At 69.6% G+C, this 16163-nt stretch carries 14 protein-coding genes; 11 read left to right on the forward strand and 3 right to left on the reverse strand.

The window, feature by feature from the left end; all coding sequences use genetic code 11:
• Nucleotides 1-45: 45 nt before the first annotated feature.
• Entirely contained in the window at nucleotides 46-1188 is a 1143-nt protein-coding gene (locus E3T24_RS05365) for an aminotransferase class I/II-fold pyridoxal phosphate-dependent enzyme (protein WP_134366340.1), read from the reverse strand.
• A gap of 98 nt (nucleotides 1189-1286) precedes the next feature.
• On the opposite strand from E3T24_RS05365, the gene E3T24_RS05370 reads away from it, so the two are divergent.
• The 8 genes from E3T24_RS05370 (at nucleotide 1287) to E3T24_RS05405 (ending at nucleotide 9904) form a co-directional block, all read left to right on the forward strand.
• Nucleotides 1287-2405 carry a GuaB3 family IMP dehydrogenase-related protein gene (locus tag E3T24_RS05370; protein WP_134366339.1) on the forward strand — a complete coding sequence of 373 codons (1119 nt, stop codon included), beginning with the start codon at nucleotides 1287-1289 and terminating at the stop codon, nucleotides 2403-2405.
• A gap of 76 nt (nucleotides 2406-2481) precedes the next feature.
• Nucleotides 2482-4212, forward strand: coding sequence for a glycerol-3-phosphate dehydrogenase/oxidase (locus E3T24_RS05375; protein ID WP_166787183.1), 1731 nt, complete (start codon nucleotides 2482-2484; stop codon nucleotides 4210-4212).
• Nucleotides 4213-4477: 265 nt separating this feature from the next.
• Nucleotides 4478-5005: a TrkA C-terminal domain-containing protein gene (locus E3T24_RS05380; RefSeq protein ID WP_134366338.1), complete on the forward strand. Its 528-nt coding sequence runs from the start codon at nucleotides 4478-4480 to the stop codon at nucleotides 5003-5005.
• Nucleotides 5006-5008: 3 nt separating this feature from the next.
• The gene (locus E3T24_RS05385) at nucleotides 5009-6466 is read left to right on the forward strand and encodes a cation:proton antiporter (protein WP_134366337.1); all 1458 of its coding nucleotides are present in this window, start codon (nucleotides 5009-5011) and stop codon (nucleotides 6464-6466) included.
• A complete protein-coding gene (locus E3T24_RS05390; protein ID WP_134366336.1) occupies nucleotides 6463-7236 on the forward strand; it encodes an SURF1 family protein in 774 nt (257 codons plus the stop codon). The genes E3T24_RS05385 and E3T24_RS05390 overlap by 4 nt, the downstream gene beginning before the upstream one ends.
• Before the next feature lie 9 nt (nucleotides 7237-7245).
• Nucleotides 7246-7710 carry a DUF3817 domain-containing protein gene (locus E3T24_RS05395; protein ID WP_134366335.1) on the forward strand — a complete coding sequence of 155 codons (465 nt, stop codon included), beginning with the start codon at nucleotides 7246-7248 and terminating at the stop codon, nucleotides 7708-7710.
• Nucleotides 7707-9296, forward strand: a complete 1590-nt coding sequence (guaA, locus tag E3T24_RS05400) for a glutamine-hydrolyzing GMP synthase (RefSeq protein WP_134410474.1) — start codon at nucleotides 7707-7709, stop codon at nucleotides 9294-9296. Before E3T24_RS05395 ends, guaA begins: the two co-directional genes overlap by 4 nt.
• 299 nt (nucleotides 9297-9595) lie before the next feature.
• On the forward strand, nucleotides 9596-9904 hold the full coding sequence (locus tag E3T24_RS05405) for a 2TM domain-containing protein (RefSeq protein ID WP_134366213.1): 309 nt from the start codon (nucleotides 9596-9598) through the stop codon (nucleotides 9902-9904).
• Nucleotides 9905-9987: 83 nt separating this feature from the next.
• Here the strand turns inward: E3T24_RS05405 and E3T24_RS05410 are convergent, their stop codons facing one another.
• The gene (locus E3T24_RS05410; protein WP_134366214.1) at nucleotides 9988-10800 is read right to left on the reverse strand and encodes a Bax inhibitor-1/YccA family protein; all 813 of its coding nucleotides are present in this window, start codon (nucleotides 10798-10800) and stop codon (nucleotides 9988-9990) included.
• 73 nt (nucleotides 10801-10873) lie between these two features.
• Nucleotides 10874-11458 carry a hypothetical protein gene (locus tag E3T24_RS05415; protein WP_134366215.1) on the reverse strand — a complete coding sequence of 195 codons (585 nt, stop codon included), beginning with the start codon at nucleotides 11456-11458 and terminating at the stop codon, nucleotides 10874-10876.
• A 38-nt stretch (nucleotides 11459-11496) separates the two neighbouring features.
• Here E3T24_RS05415 and E3T24_RS05420 point away from each other — a divergent pair, with 38 nt between their 5' ends.
• From E3T24_RS05420 to E3T24_RS05430, 3 genes are all read left to right on the forward strand, one after another.
• Entirely contained in the window at nucleotides 11497-12516 is a 1020-nt protein-coding gene (locus tag E3T24_RS05420; RefSeq protein WP_134366216.1) for a glycerophosphodiester phosphodiesterase family protein, read from the forward strand.
• 66 nt (nucleotides 12517-12582) lie between these two features.
• Nucleotides 12583-15054, forward strand: coding sequence for a UvrD-helicase domain-containing protein (locus E3T24_RS05425; RefSeq protein WP_134402670.1), 2472 nt, complete (start codon nucleotides 12583-12585; stop codon nucleotides 15052-15054).
• Nucleotides 15054-16151, forward strand: coding sequence for an FUSC family protein (locus E3T24_RS05430; RefSeq protein WP_241978626.1), 1098 nt, complete (start codon nucleotides 15054-15056; stop codon nucleotides 16149-16151). The genes E3T24_RS05425 and E3T24_RS05430 overlap by 1 nt, the downstream gene beginning before the upstream one ends.
• Nucleotides 16152-16163: the final 12 nt, after the last annotated feature.

Below are 16163 nucleotides of genomic sequence, written 5' to 3' on the forward strand. Positions count from 1 at the left end.
GTCTCGGCAGGCTCGAGCACCGGCGCGCCTGGGGCTCGGGATCGGTCAGACGGATGCGGCGAGGCGGGAGACCGCTTCGCCGAGAACCTCGGGAGAACAACCGAAATTGAGGCGCGCGTAGCCCAGGCCCGGCAGGCCGAACTTCGGGCCGGGGCTCAGCGCCACCCGGCCCCGCTCGAGCGCCACCAGGGCGGGGTCGTCGCCCCAGCCCAGGCTCCGCAGGTCCAGCCAGGCCAGGTAGCCCGCTCCCGGCTGCCGGTAGCCCACGCCCGGAAGTTGCGCGTCGAGCAGACCGGCCAGCAGCAGCCGGTTGGCCTGCAGCGCGGTGATCACCCCGCCCAGCCACGGCTCACCGTGCTGCCAGGCGGCGATGCCCGCGATCAGCCCGAACTGGCTCGTGCGCCAGCCGACTTCCACCGGCAGGGCGGAGACGAGTCCGCGCATCCGTTCTGAGCCGGTCACGATCACCGCGCACTTGAGCCCGGCCAGATTCCAGGCCTTGCTCGCGCTGGTCACGCAGATGCCGTGCTCCGCCGCCTCCGCCGACACGCACAGGTAGGGGGTGAAGACGGCGTCGCCGTAGGTGAGGGGGGCGTGCACCTCGTCGCTGATCACCGTGACGCCGTAGCGCGCGGCCAGTTCGGCCAGCGCCACGAGGTCCTCCACCGTGTGCGGATGCCCGACCGGGTTGTGCGGGTTGCAGAGCAGGACGCACCGCGCCCCGTCGATGAACGCCCGTTCCAGCCCGTCCAGGTCGAGGTTCCAGCCGGCCTGCCCCGAGAGGAGCGGCACGGCGACCACCCGCCCGCCGGCCTCGGGGACCAGGTCGAAGAACGGCGGGTAGACCGGGGGAGTGATCACGACCGCGTCGCCCGGCCGGATCCGGAGCCGCAGGGTCTCGACGATCGCGACGCTGACATCCGTGGTGCTGGTCACCTGCTCCGGGTCCACCCGCCAGCCCCAGCGGCGGCCGGCGAACCCGGAGAAGGCCGCACCGAGTCCGTTGGCCGGGGCGATGTAGCCGGTGTCGCTGCGCCGCACCGCCGCCACCAGGGCGTCCTGGATCGGCTCGGCGAGAGGGAAGTCCATTTCAGCGACGAACAGCGGCAGCACGTCCGGGGGGTAACTGCGCCATTTCATGCTCGTGCGTTCGCGGAGAAAGGACAACGGATCGGCGGCGACATCCATGACGTCAGGATGCCCCAACTCCCGTTCGGCGTCGAGGTCGCGTGCCCCGCCTGCCCGGCGTTCGCCCCGAGGCAGTCGGCGGCACCTAAACTGGGAACATGGAAATCGAGATCGGCCGTTCCAAGCGCGCTCGCCGCGTGTATGCCTTCGACGACATCGCGATTGTGCCCAGTCGGCGCACCCGCGACCCGGAGGACGTGTCGGTCAGCTGGACCATCGACGCGTACCAGTTCGCGATCCCGTTCCTCGCGGCGCCGATGGACTCCGTGGTGTCGCCGAAGACGGCCATCATGATGGGCCAGCTCGGCGGCGTCGGCGTGCTCGACCTCGAGGGCCTCTGGACCCGCTACGACGACCCGGAACCCCTCCTCGCCGAGATCCGAGAACTGCCCGCCGACCTGGCCACCGCGCGCATGCAGCAGATGTACTCCGAGCCGATCAAGCCGAGCCTGGTCACCGAGCGTCTCGCCGAGATCCGCGCGGCCGGCGTGACCGTGGCCGGCGCCCTGTCGCCGCAGCGCACCCAGGAGCTGTACGAGACCGTCGTCGCAGCCGGCGTCGACCTGTTCGTGATCCGCGGCACCACGGTTTCCGCCGAGCACGTGTCGCAGAACCAGGAACCCCTCAACCTCAAGAAGTTCATCTACGAGCTCGACGTGCCCGTGATCGTGGGCGGCGCGGCCACCTACACCGCTGCCCTGCACCTCATGCGCACCGGCGCGGCCGGGGTGCTCGTCGGCTTCGGCGGCGGTGCGGCCTCGACCACCCGCGCCTCTCTCGGCATCCACGCCCCGATGGCCACGGCCGTCGCCGACGTGGCCGGCGCCCGCCGGGACTACATGGACGAGTCCGGCGGACGCTACGTGCACGTCATCGCAGACGGAGGCCTCAACACCTCCGGCGACATCGTCAAGGCCATCGCCTGCGGCGCGGACGCCGTCATGCTCGGCACCGCACTGGCCCGGGCGACGGATGCCCCCGGCGGCGGTTTCCACTGGGGCGCCGAGGTGCACCACTCGCAGCTGCCCCGCGGCAAGCGCGTCGAGGTGGGCGCCCTCGCCCCGCTCGAGACCATCCTCTACGGCCCCACCCCGATCGCCGACGGCACCGCGAACCTCGTCGGCGCGCTGCGCCGTTCGATGGCCACGACCGGCTACTCCGACCTGAAGGAATTCCAGCGGGTCGAGGTCGTCGTCGCGCCGTACCGCGGGAACTAGGCACCGGTAGTTGTCGCGCCGTACCGAGTGAACTAGCGTCAGGGTAAGCACCACACCATTCGATGGGAGTGAGCACATGGCAACAGGCAACTCGGTGTCCCGGTCCAGGAAACTGGGCCCGGACGAGCGCGCGGCGGCACTGGAGCGGCTGAAGGGGAAAGAGCTCGACATCCTCGTCGTCGGCGGTGGCATCGTCGGTTCCGGTGCGGCCCTGGACGCCGTGACCCGGGGCCTGAGCGTCGGCATCCTTGAGGCCAGGGACTGGGCGTCGGGCACGTCGAGCCGGTCGTCGAAGCTGGTGCACGGCGGCATCCGTTACCTGGAACAGCTGGACTTCAGGCTGGTGCGGGAGGCCCTGATCGAGCGCGGCCTTCTGCTGCAGCGCATCGCGCCGCACCTGGTGAAGCCGGTGCGCTTCCTCTACCCGCTCACGACCCGGTTCAAGGAACGCTTCTACGTGGGCGCCGGCATGCTGCTCTACGACCTGTTCTCCTACACCGGCGGGCGTCCGCCCGGGGTGCCGCATCACCGCCACCTGTCCAAGCGGCAGGTGCGGGGACTCGTGCCCAGCCTCCGGGACGACGCGATGCACGGCGGCATCGCGTACTACGACGCCCAGGTCGACGACGCGCTCTACGTGGCCTCGCTCGTGCGCACGGCATCGTTCTACGGCGCGCACGCGGCCAGCCGGGTGCGCGTCGAGGGGTTCATCAAGGTCGGCGAGCGGGTGGTGGGCGTGCACGCGCACGACCTGCAGACCGGCGAGCGGTTCGAGGTGCGGGCCAAGCAGGTCGTGAACGCGACCGGGGTCTGGACCGACGACACCCAGCGCATGGTCGGCGAACGCGGCACGTTCAAGGTTCGGGCCTCGAAGGGCATCCACCTGGTCGTGCCCCGGGACCGGTTCCAATCGGCGATGGGCATGCTGCTGCGCACCGAGAAGAGCGTGCTGTTCGTGATCCCCTGGGGCCGGCACTGGCTGATCGGCACGACCGACACCGACTGGCACCTGGACAAGGCGCACCCGGCGGCCACGGCCGCGGACATCGACTACCTGCTCGAAACCGTCAACACGGTGATGCGGGTGCCGCTGACCAGGGAAGACGTCGAGGGGGTCTACGCGGGACTCCGGCCCCTGCTGGCCGGGGAATCGGAGAGCACGTCGAAGCTGTCCAGGGAGCACCTCGTCGGCCATTCCGTGCCGGGACTGGTCGTGATCGCGGGCGGCAAGTGGACCACCTACCGGGTGATGGCGAAGGATGCGATCGACGCGGCCGTCGCTGCCCTCGACGGCCGGATTCCGGCATCGACCACGCACGACATCCCGCTGCTCGGGGCCGAGGGTTACCAGGCTGCGTGGAACAAGCGCAGCCGGATCGCCAGGGCCTTCGGCCTGCACACGGTGCGGATCGAGCACCTGCTGAACCGCTACGGCACCCTGACCGACGAACTGCTCGACCTCATCCGCGAGACACCGTCGCTGGCCGACCCGCTGCCGGGGGCCGACGACTACATCGAGGCGGAGGTCGTCTATGCGGCCTCGCACCTGGGCGCCCTGCACCTCGAGGACGTGCTCGCCCGGCGCACCCGCATCTCGATCGAGGCCTGGGATCGCGGCGTGTCCGCGGCTCCCGTGGCGGCCCGCCTGCTTGCCGGGGTGCTCGGCTGGGACGAGGCCCGGGAACAGCGCGAAGTGGGCCACTACCTCAAGCGGGTCGCGGCCGAACGGGCGTCGCAGAAGCAGCCGGACGACGAGTCCGCCGACCGGGTGCGCCTCGAGGCCCCCGACATCGTCGCCACGAAGTAGGCCAGGGCCAGCGGATGCGGCGCGCTCGCCGCATCCGCTGGTCGTTCCCGCGTCGTTCCCGCCAGCCCGCCCGCGCCTGAACCAATTCGACGGAGATTTTGCCGATTTCGGGCCGGAATGCGCCCCACGGCGCTTTTTAGAGCAAGAGCTCCGTCGAATTGGTTAGGGCAGAGCGGTGCGGGGCGGGGCGGCCGGCGTCCGGCGAGCGTGGGAGTGCACTCCGGTAGACTGGCCCGACTGCCCTCAAGTCTCAGGAGTCGTAACCATGGTTGACGTTAGGCGGGTCAAACTTCCCGGCGTGGGAGTGCTCCACACCTTCATCACGGATGACGGCGGCAAGGTCGGCGTGATCGCCCACCGCTCGGGGCACAGCGACCTCATCACGTTCGCGGACGACGAGGGCGGGCCCGACGCCGCCAAGGTGTCCCTGCGCCTGAACGAGGACGAGGCGCACACCCTGGCCGAGTTGCTCGGCGGCACCCAGATCACCGAGTCGCTCACCGCGCTCGACCAGATCCCCGGCCTCAGCATCGACTGGTTCACCGTCGACTACGAAGACCACATCGCCGGCCAGACGCTGGGGAACCCGGCCGACCGCGGCATCGCGGGCCTCACCGTGGTCGCCGTCGTGCGGGGGGAGTCCGCCAACCCGGCGCCCGCCCACGACTTCCGGGTGTTCCCCGGCGACACGCTCGTCGTCGCCGGCTCGCCGGAGAAGGTCGCGAAGGCTTTCGCGTTCTTCCGCACCGGCGAGGTCAGGGCCAAGACCGTCGATGCGCCGCCCGGGGGCTAACCGATGAACCTCGGCGAAGACCTCATCACTCTTGGCATCCTGCTCGTCGTCGCGTACGTTCTGGGCCGCGCCGGAAAACTGATCGGGCTGCCGTCCATCCCGATCTACATGATCGTGGGGCTCCTGGCGAGCCCGAACAGCGGCTGGTTCCCGCTCAACTTCCACTCGGCGGATATCGAACTGATCGCCATTTTCGGCCTGATCCTGCTCCTGTTCAGCCTGGGACTCGAATTCGACCAGGAGGCATTCTTCGGCGACGCCGGAAAACTCCTGATCTCCGGCGGATCCTACGTGCTGATCAACATGGGCGTCGGCTTCGGGTTCGGCCTCATGGTCGGCTGGGGCACCCGGGAGGCCCTCGTCATCGCGGGGATGACCGGCACCAGCTCGAGCGCCATCATCACCAAGCTGCTGATCGAACTGCGCCGGCTGGCGAACAAGGAAACGCCGATGATCCTCGGCGTCACCGTCGTCGGGGATATCTTCATCGCGATCTACCTGGCGATCGTCTCCGTCGTGCTCAGCGGCAAGACCGAGATCTGGCCGATCGTGCTGCAGCTGAGCATCGCGTTCCTCTTCCTCGTCGTCATGTTCTCCGTCGCCCGCTGGGGGGCGAAGGTGGTGTCCCGGCTGATGCGTACCAAGGACGACGAGCTGTTCACCATCCTTTTCTTCGGGCTCGCCGTGCTCTTCGCCGGGATCGGGGAAATCATCGGGGTGACGGATGCGATCGGCGCCTTCCTGATCGGGGTGGTGCTCGGCGCGAGCACCTACCGCGGCCGGATCGAGCGCGTGGCGGTTCCGCTGCGTGACGTGTTCGGGGCCTTCTTCTTCCTCAACTTCGGCCTCGCCCTCAACGTGGCCGAATTCGGATCGGTCATCACCATCGTGCTGCTCGCCGTCGCGATGACCTTCGTGTTGAGCCTGGTATCCGGGATGCTGATGGCCAGGCTGCACGGCATGGGTGCCCGGGAGGGCCTGAATACCGCGGCGATCTTCGTGAATCGCGGCGAATTCACGCTGATCCTCGCGACCCTCTCGGTCAGCGCTGGCCTCGACCAGCGCCTGCAGCCGTTCGCCGGTCTGTACGTGCTCACCATGGCCATCCTCGGGCCGCTGTTCGCCGCGAACTCGGAGAAGATCGGGGCCGCCCTCCGGCGCCGCAGGAACGCGGTTCCGGTGCCCAGGCGCCCCGTCGACGCGATGCTGGCCGAGGAAATCGCGCTGGTCGAAGCCGTCACCGCCGACACCGGCGCCACGCCCGGCCCAGAGACCCAGCGGGCCGCCGAGCGGGTCGCCGCCCGCGCCCGTCCGGGCTCGGAGCCCGGCGCGCAAGACGAACCGAGCGCCTCCGACTCCATGCTCGATTTCGTCACCGACCGTTTCACCAGCGACGCCGGCCCGGCCGAGAAGCCGCCGCGCGACTCCGGTCGCGGCGCCGGAACAGGGGACTACTCATGACCAAGACCATGCTCCGCCCACGCTGGATCCTCGCCCTGCTCCTGGCTCTGCTGGTCGCGGCGGCCTTCGCTCTCCTCGGCCGGTGGCAGCTCGAGCGCGCCATCGCCTCCGGCGAGGTCGTGGAGCGCACCACCGAGACCGTGCAGCCTCTCGCCGAGGCCGTGCCGCCGGACGGCCCGCCGCGCGAGGCGGCCACGGGCCAGCTGGTCACCGTGGACGGGTCGTTCCTGCCCGGCGACGAGCAACTGATCAGCGACCGCTTCAACGGCGGCGCCAGCGGATTCTGGGTGGTCAGCCGATTCATCACGGCGGACGACGCCGCGAACATCGCCGTGGCGCGCGGCTGGGCGCCGACCGAGCGGGCGGCCGCCGCGGCCATCGACGAGTTCGCCGCCGCGCCGGCCGGTCAGGCGCAGACGTTGACCGGGCGGTTCGTGCCCTCCGAGGCCCCCGTCGTGCCTGACGAGACGCGCGACCCGCACACCCAGACCACCGTCTCGACCGCCGCCCTGATCAACGAGTGGAGGGATTTCACCGACCAGTCCGTCTACGCCGGGTACATCGTCGACACGGATGCCGCCGCCGGCCTGGCCAGGATCGACTCGCCCGCGCCGGTGAGCGATGCCTCCATCAACTGGCTCAACATCTTCTACGCCCTCGAGTGGGCCGTCTTCGCCGGTTTCGCCGTGTTCCTCTGGTACCGGCTCGCGCGCGATGCCTGGGAGCGCGAGCAGGAGCAGGCCGCCATCGCCGCGGCGGAGGCCGTCTAGAATTGGCGCATGCCTCTTGAACCAAAGCCCGCCGACATCCCGAAAATCTCCGGTGCGCTCCGGCTCTACCGGGTGTCCTCGATCATCACCGGTGTTTTCCTGCTGTTGCTCTGCGTCGAAGTCTTCCTGAAGTTCGTCCTTCAGCTGGAGCTCGAGGTGAATGGTCCGAACGGATTCCTCGCCCTCGTGGACCGGGGTACGGTGACCGCGTTCAACCTGAGCACGGGCATCCTGATCGTGCACGGCTGGCTGTACGTGCTGTACCTGTTCAGCGACTTCCAGCTGTGGAGCCTGATGCGCTGGTCGTTCCCGCGCTTCCTGCTGATCGCGCTCGGCGGCATCATCCCGACCCTGTCGTTCTTCCTCGAGGTGCGCGTCGACCGTGAGGTCACCGCCTTCCTGGCGAGCCGTGAGGCCGCCGGCACCGGCACCGGCACCGGTGCCGCCGCCGCGACCGAGCAGGCCCGTTCATGAGCGCCGTGGCCGCCCAGACCGGAGCCCGCCCCGTCCTGGTGGTGGACTTCGGCGCCCAGTACGCGCAGCTGATCGCCCGCCGGGTGCGGGAGGCATCCGTGTATTCAGAGATCGTCGCGCACTCGATCACCGCGGCCGAGGTCGCCGAGAAGAACCCGCTCGGCATCGTGCTCAGCGGCGGACCCTCGAGCGTCTACGCCGAGGGTGCCCCCACCTTCGACCCCGCCATCTTCGACCTGGGCATCCCGATCCTGGGCATCTGCTACGGCTTCCAGGTGATGGCGACGACCCTCGGCGGCGAGGTCGCCCGCACCGGACAGAGCGAGTACGGCGCGACCCCGGTCAGAGTCACCGACAGCAGCAACGCGCTGCTGGCCGGGCAGCCGGCCGAGCAGACCGCGTGGATGAGCCACGGCGACTCCGTGTCGAAGGCCCCCGCCGGCTTCTCGGTGCTCGCCTCCACCGCGTCGACCCCGGTCGCCGCCTTCGCGAATGACGAGCGCCGGCTCTACGGCGTGCAGTGGCACCCCGAGGTCAAGCACTCCGAGTTCGGCCAGAACGTGCTCGAGAACTTCCTGCACCGCGCCGCCGGCATCCCCGGCGACTGGAACAGCGGCAACGTGATCGCCGAACAGGTGGCCCGCATCCAGGCCCAGGTCGGCACCGGCAAGGTCATCTGCGGGCTCTCCGGCGGCGTGGACTCCGCCGTGGCCGCCGCCCTCGTGCACAAGGCCATCGGTGACCAGCTCGTCTGCGTGTTCGTGGACCACGGCCTGCTGCGGCAGGACGAACGCCGCCAGGTCGAGGAAGACTACGTCAAGGCCACCGGCGTGCGCCTGGTCACCGTCGACGTGCGGGAGCAGTTCCTGACCGCGCTCGAGGGCGTCAGCGACCCGGAGACCAAGCGCAAGATCATCGGCCGCGAGTTCATCCGCACCTTCGAGCAGGCCCAGGCCGAGCTGATCCGGGAAGCGGCCGAAACGGATGGCGACCCGATCCGCTTCCTCGTTCAGGGCACCCTCTACCCGGACGTCGTCGAGTCCGGCGGCGGCAGTGGCACGGCCAACATCAAGAGCCACCACAACGTGGGCGGCCTGCCGGAGGACCTGCAGTTCGAGCTGATCGAACCGCTGCGCACGCTGTTCAAGGACGAGGTGCGAGCGATCGGCGCCGAGCTGGGACTGCCGGCCGAGATCGTGCAGCGCCAGCCGTTCCCCGGACCCGGCCTGGGCATCCGGATCGTGGGTGCGATCACCCAGGACCGGCTCGACCTGCTGCGCCACGCGGATGCGATCGTGCGCGCCGAGCTGACGGCCGCGGGCCTCGACCGTGAGATCTGGCAGTGCCCGGTGGTGCTGCTCGCCGACGTGCGCTCCGTCGGGGTGCAGGGCGACGGACGCACCTACGGTCACCCGATCGTGCTGCGCCCAGTGTCGTCGGAGGACGCGATGACGGCCGACTGGACCCGCCTGCCGTACGACCTGCTGGCGCGGATCTCCAACCGGATCACGAACGAGGTGTCGGGAGTCAACCGCGTCGTGCTCGACGTCACGTCCAAGCCGCCGGGGACCATCGAATGGGAGTAGGGGCGGCTGCCTGAACTTCCCGCCGTCAAGAAAACACCCTCGTGCTTGTGAACGAGGGTGTTTTTTTGCCTCGCGCGCGAGTGTTCCCGTTCCGGTCGAGAGTGACCGGCGCAGCGGGCACTCTCGACCGGAGCGGGAACTGTCAGAGCGGGGGAGAGCAGAGCGGGGGAGAGCAGAGCGGGGGAGAGCAGAGCGGGGGACGGCGGGCGGGGGACGGCGTGGGAGAGCGGGGCGGGGCGGGGGCGGGTATCTTTCCGGGTGGTGGAGAACGACCAACGGAAAGCGCGGGAGGTGGCGTCATGGCAGAAAAACCTGATGAGTCCGGAGGGCAGTTCGGCCCTGACTATTACGGTCGGGCGGTGACGGATCGCGACCTCGCGCGCCGGCGGTTGGAGAGGAAGCGCAAGCTGACGGGGGACCTGGTCGCCTATGTGGTGGTCAACGCGTTCCTGGTCGGAGTCTGGTTCTTCGTGGGTGGAGGTTATTTCTGGCCCGGCTGGGTGCTGGCCGGCTGGGGTGTGGCGCTCCTGCTGGACGCGTGGAACACCCTCTACCGGCGGCCGATCACCGAGGCGGACATCGACCGGGAGATGCGCAGCGGGAGTTGAGGGAAGTTGATGACGCGGCAGGTGGCCGGAACGACGGAAGGGCCGCCCCTCGGGGCGGCCCTTCCGGGTGAAGCGGTGCGGTGCTAGTTGCGCGAGATGGCGAAGAGGCGCAGCAGTTCCACGTAGAGCCAGACGACGGTCACCATGATGCCGAAGGCGCCGGTCCAGCCGTACTTGCGGGGAGCACGGTTGTTGACGCCGCGCTGGATGTAGTCGAAGTCGAGCACCAGCGAGTAGGCGGCCATCACGACGGCGAGGAGGCCGATGATGACGCCGAACGGGATTCCGGTGCCCATGAAGTCGGCGCTGCGCAGGCCGAACGCGTTCGTGTTCGCGCCGAAGGCCATCAGGCCGAAGTTGATCAGGGAGAAGACCCCGTAGCCGATCATGGCGATCATGAAGACCTTGGTGGCCCGCTTGGAGGCGCGCACCTTGCCGCTGGCGAAGAGGGCGAGGGTGACGCCGACGACCACGAGGGTGGCGAGCACGGCCTGCGTGACGACGCCGCCGTACATCTGCTCGAAGACGACCGAGATGCCACCGACGAACAGGCCCTCGGCGGCCGCGTAGGCCAGGATCAGGGCGGGCGACGGCTCTTTCTTGAAGGCGTTGACGAAGCCGAGGACCAGGCCGACGACCGCGCCGAGGATCAGCGGGATCATCGTGACCGGGGTGATGACCCAGCCGAGGGCCGCGGCCGCGAGCAGGATCACGAAGCTGAGCACCGTCTTGCGGATGGTGTCGTCGTAGGTCATCCGGTCGGTCTCCTGCGAGCCGGCGGAGGGGGCGTTGAACATGCCCTGGAGGTCGCTGTCGGAGAGCACCTTGCCCGCTGCAACGGCGCCAGGAGCGCCGAAAGCGGCGTTTCGGGAGAATGCGGGGTTGGAGGATGCCATGGTTTCCGGGCTCACAATCGAGTGGGTTCAGGGACCAGGGCCGGACGGCACTGGAGGTTACCCCGAAGTCTATTCAGATCTGCTGAGGATCCGCCGAGATATCTGCGGCCTCAGCGGTATCCGTCTGGTCCGCGGCATCCGGCTGGCCGGCACGAGGCCTGGGCGCCCGGCGGGGCCGGCGACCGGCCGCCCAGCCGTGCAGCCACCAGGCGAGCCAGGCCGAGGCCACCGCGGTGACCGTGCCCGCGAGGTAGCCGATCCAGTTCTGGTCGTAGCTGCTCAGCGCGTCCTTGAGGATGAAGCTGACCGCGATCGGCGCGAGCAGGGCCGGGTAGCTGAGGAGGGGGCGGTGCCGCACGAACAGCCAGCAGGCCAGGAGCACGGCAAAGGCGCCGGTGAAGTCGGCGCCGCCGAGCAGAATCAGCCCGGCCAGCAGCGCGGGGATCAGCACGAGGAGCCGACGCCACAGCGCCCCCGGCAGCACGAGCCAGCCGATCACGTGCAGGGAGGGGCCGATCAGGACGAAGAGAAGGCTGTAGGTGCTGGTGAAATTCGTGGCGGCCACCCCGAGCGCGACCAGGGTCAGGCCCGCAAAATAGCGCGCGCGCGAGGAGCCCCACCGGTACAGGCGGGTCGGGGGGACGGTCCAGGGTGTCATCGCCTCGATTCTGGCAGTTCCCCGCGTAGGGTTGGAAGATGCAACCGATTGTGATCGGCCACCGCGGGGCGAGCGGTTACCGACCCGAGCACACCCGGTCCGCCTACGAACTGGCCGTTGCCCTCGGGGCGGACGCGGTCGAACCCGACATCGTGGCCACCCGCGATGGCGTTCTCGTGGTGCGCCACGAGAACGAGATCTCCGGCACGACGGATGTCGCCTCCCACCCCAAATTCCATTCTCGCCGGGTGACCAAGGAAATCGACGGCATCGAGCTCACCGGCTGGTTCACCGAGGACTTCACCTGGGCCGAGCTGCGCACCCTGCGCGCACGGGAGCGACTGCCCGAGGTGCGCAAGGCCAGTGCCACGTTCGACGACCGCTTCCCGCTGCTGCGCCTGCGGGACGCGTTCAAGCTCATCGACCGGGTCGCCGGGCGGGCGAGGCGGCCGATCGGGATCGTCGCCGAGATCAAGCACGCCACCTACTTCGACTCGATCGGGCTCCCGCTCGACGAGCTGTTCGCGGCCGAGGTGAACACCGCCGGCTGGAACGCCGGCGACGGCCGCCTCACGATCGAGAGCTTCGAACGCAGCCTCCTCGGCAAGATCTACGCGCGCGGCATCTACGGCAAGCGGATCTTCCTGCTCGAGGCGCGCGGCAAGCCGTTCGACGAGGTGGCCCGGCTCGGCCTGAAGAACGCGCCCCGGTACGCCGACTACCTCACCGACGCCGGGCTCTACGGGCTGAGCGGGCGGATCGACGGCATCAGCGTGCCCAAATCGCTGATCCTCGAGACGGATGCCGACGGGCAGGTCACCGGGGCCACCGACCTGGTCGACGCCGCACACGCCGCCCGGCTGGAGATCTACTGCTGGACCCTGCGCCCCGAGAACCGTTTTCTCGCGAAGACGTTCCGCCGCGGACGCCTGCGGGCCGACTACGGGGACTGGCAGTCCGAGTTCCGCACTATCCTGGGCACCGGCATCGACGGGGTCTTCGCCGACCATCCCGACCTGGCCGTCACCGTGCGCGACGAACTGGCGGCCGAGGACTGACCTCGCGGGCCGAACCCCCGGCTGAACGGGGCCCTGTCAGACGCACCACCTAGAATTGTGATCGATATGACGACGCTCTTCGACCCGGATCACACGCCCACCCGCGAGGTCCCTTCCGCGGCGCCCATCATTCTCGACGGGGCCGGTCACGGCCGCTCCGACGACAGCGGCTACGAGAGCCCCCTGCTGGAGGGGCTCAACCGTCAGCAGAGAGAAGCCGTCCTGTACCGCGGCCCGGCCCTGCTGATCATCGCCGGAGCCGGCTCCGGCAAGACCAGCGTGCTCACCCGCCGCATCGCCAGCCTGCTGGAGACCCGCGAGGCCTGGCCGAGCCAGATCCTCGCCATCACCTTCACGAACAAGGCCGCCGCCGAGATGCGCGAGCGGGTCAAGGTCATCCTCGGCCAGGGTGCCGACGGAATGTGGATCTCCACCTTCCACTCCTCCTGCGTGCGCATCCTGCGCCGCGAGGCCGAGAACGCGGGCCTATCGCCCACCTTCAGCATCTACGACTCGGCCGACAGCAAGGTCACCCTCAAGCGCATCATCAAGGCCCTCGACGCCGACACCCTCGGGTTCACCCCCGGCAATGCCTCCGCGAAGATCTCCAAGCTCAAGAACGAGCTCGCCGACGCCGACTCCTACGCCCGCAATGCGAACATGAGCGACCCGCAGGAGGTCATGTTCGTCGAGATCTTCCGGCAGTACACCAGCCGGCTGCGCGCCGCGAACGCCCTCGACTTCGACGACCTGATCGGGGAGACGGTCTACCTGTTCCGGGCCTTCCCGAAGATCGCGGCCCTCTACCGGCGCCGGTTTCGCCACATCCTGGTCGACGAATACCAGGACACCAACCACGCCCAGTACTCGCTCGTGCGGGAGCTGACACGCCCGGTCGAGCCCGCTCTGGCCGAGGAGATGGAGGCGCAGGGCGTGCACGTGCGCAACCTGCGCGACGCCACCGGCGGCATCCCCGGGGCCTCGCTCACCGTGGTCGGCGACTCCGACCAGTCCATTTACGCGTTCCGTGGCGCGGACACCCGCAACATCAGCGAGTTCGAGCGCGACTTCCCGGGCACGAAGGTGATCCTGCTGGAGCAGAACTACCGCTCGACCCAGAACATCCTCTCGGCCGCGAACGCCGTGATCGGCCACAACTTCGACCGCAAAGACAAGAGGCTGTGGAGCGCGGGCGGCGACGGCGAGAAGATCGTCGGCTACACGGCGTACTCCGGCCACGACGAGGCCCAGTTCGTGTCCGACGAGATCGAGGTGCTGCACCAGGCCGGCATGGCCTACCGCGACATGGCCGTGTTCTACCGCACCAACGCGCAGACCCGTGCGCTGGAAGAGATCCTGGTGCGCTCCGCGGTGCCCTACCGCGTCGTCGGCGGCACCAAGTTCTATGAGCGCGCCGAGATCAAGGATGCTCTGGCGTACCTGATCGCGGTCGCCAACCCGACCGACGAGCTGGCCCTGCGCCGCATCCTGAACACCCCCAAGCGCGGGATCGGGCCGGCCACCGAGACGGCGCTGGCCAGTTTCGCCGAGGCGAACCAGATCAGCTTCCGGCAGGCCATGCGCGACTCCTCGTCGCTGGGCCTCGGCCCCAAGGTGACCGGGGCCATCCTGAAGCTCGCCACCCTGCTCGACGAAGCGGCGGGCAAGCTCGACCCGGAGAACCCGGCCGGCACGGCCAACGTGTCCGAGCTGCTCACCTTCCTGCTCGACGGCAGCGGACTGCTCACCCTGCTCCGGAACAGCCGCGACCCACAAGACGAGGCGCGCGCCGAGAACATCGAGGAACTCGTCGCCCAGACCAAGGACTTCAACAAAGAGAACCCCGACTCGGGGCTGGTCGACTTCCTCACCCAGGTCTCCCTGGTGGCCGCCGCCGACGACCTCGACGACGCCTCCGGCACGGTGTCGCTGATGACCCTGCACACGGCCAAGGGGCTCGAATACGAGGCCGTGTTCCTCACCGGCGTCGAGGAGGGGCTGCTGCCGCACCAGATGTCGGCCAACGAGCCCGGCGGGCCCGCCGAGGAACGGCGCCTCTTCTACGTGGGCATCACCCGGGCCCGCCAGCGCCTCTACCTGTCCCTGGCGATGACCCGGGCCCAGTTCGGCGATATCAACGTGGCGATGCCCAGTCGCTACCTGCAGGAGATCCCGGTCGCCCTGATCGACTGGAAGCAGTCCCCGGGCATGGCCAATTCCCGCGGGGGCACCCAGCCCCGGGCGCTGAACGCGAGGCGGGACGGATTCGGCGGCGGCTTCGCCAAGCGCGGCGAGCCGCAGGCCCTGCCGCCAGCACCGAAACCGAAGACCGAGTGGGCCAACCGGGTGCCGAGCCAGGTGCGCGACAACGGTGACCTCACCCTGGCAGCGGGCGACCGCATCCGTCACGTCGATTTCGGCGAGGGCCGCGTCAACCAGGTCACCGGCGAGGGCACCAAACGGATCGCGCACGTTCAGTTCGACACGGCGGGCGCAAAGAAGCTCCTGATCAAGATCGCGCCGATCGAGAAGATCTAGTGGCGGGGCCGCGCGCCGCGGAGCCCGGCGCACCGGAAGGTAAGCCCGAGTCCCTGCTCGAGCGGGTGAAATCCCTCCCCGCCCTCGACCTCGAGGTGGCCTCCCGGGCCAGCATGGCCGTCGTGGCGCCCCTGATCGTGCTGGTGGCCATCGGTCGGATCGACTGGGCGGCATATGCGTCGTTCGGGGCGATGACCTCGCTGTACGGTCGGAGCGAACCGTACCGGCTCCGGGCGCGCACGGTCAGCGTCGCGGCGGCCTGCATGCTCGTCAGCCTCGCGCTCGGGCTCTCGATGGCCGTGACCGGGGCGGCCCTGCCCGTGCTGGTGCTCGGCCTGCTGGGCGTGATCACGGCGGGGATCCTGGTGGCGTCGACGTACGGATTGTTCCCCGGAACGCCCATCTTCTTCGTTTTCGCCTACCTGGTCTGCGCCCAGATCCCGACGCGGGCGGCGGAGGTCGTTCCCCGGCTGCTCGTGGGCGTCGCAGCGGCGGCCTTCGCCTGGCTGCTGACTATGTCGGGCTGGTGGTTCCGGCGCCTGGCCGGCGACCGCTCCACCGACCTGTTCAAGCTCCTGCCCCGCGAGTCGCTCCTGCGCCCGGCCGCCGTCCGCGACCCGCAGGTGTGGTTCACCATCGCCCAGAACGCGGCCGGGGTGCTCCTGGCCGGCGCCCTCGCGATGCTGGCCGGCATCGGGCACCCCTACTGGGCCGTCGTCAGCGTGGTGGCGGTGCTTCCGCCGCCGCGGGCCGCGCACTCGATCTCCCGCGCCGTGCACCGCATCGTCGGCACCGTGCTCGGCGTCGCGGTGACCGGACTCGTGTTGCTGCCGGGGCCATCCGTCTGGGTGCTGATCGCGGTGATCGCGGTCGGCCAGTTCGGCGCGGAGATTCTGATCGGCCGCCACTACGGCGCAGCCCTGCTCTTCGTCACCCCCCTGGCGCTGACCGTCGCCCACCTGGCCGGCCCCACCGCGGTCCCGGCGCTGCTGGTCGACCGCGTGGTCGAGACCGCGCTCGGCGGCGCGGTCGCGATCCTGATCGTGCTTGCGGCGCGGGCCGTGGCCCGGCACGGCCCGCGGCACCCGGCCGCCTGAGCAGTCCGCCCC

The organism is Cryobacterium sp. TmT2-59, assembly GCF_004403545.1.
Classification (GTDB): Bacteria; Actinomycetota; Actinomycetes; order Actinomycetales; family Microbacteriaceae; genus Cryobacterium; species Cryobacterium shii.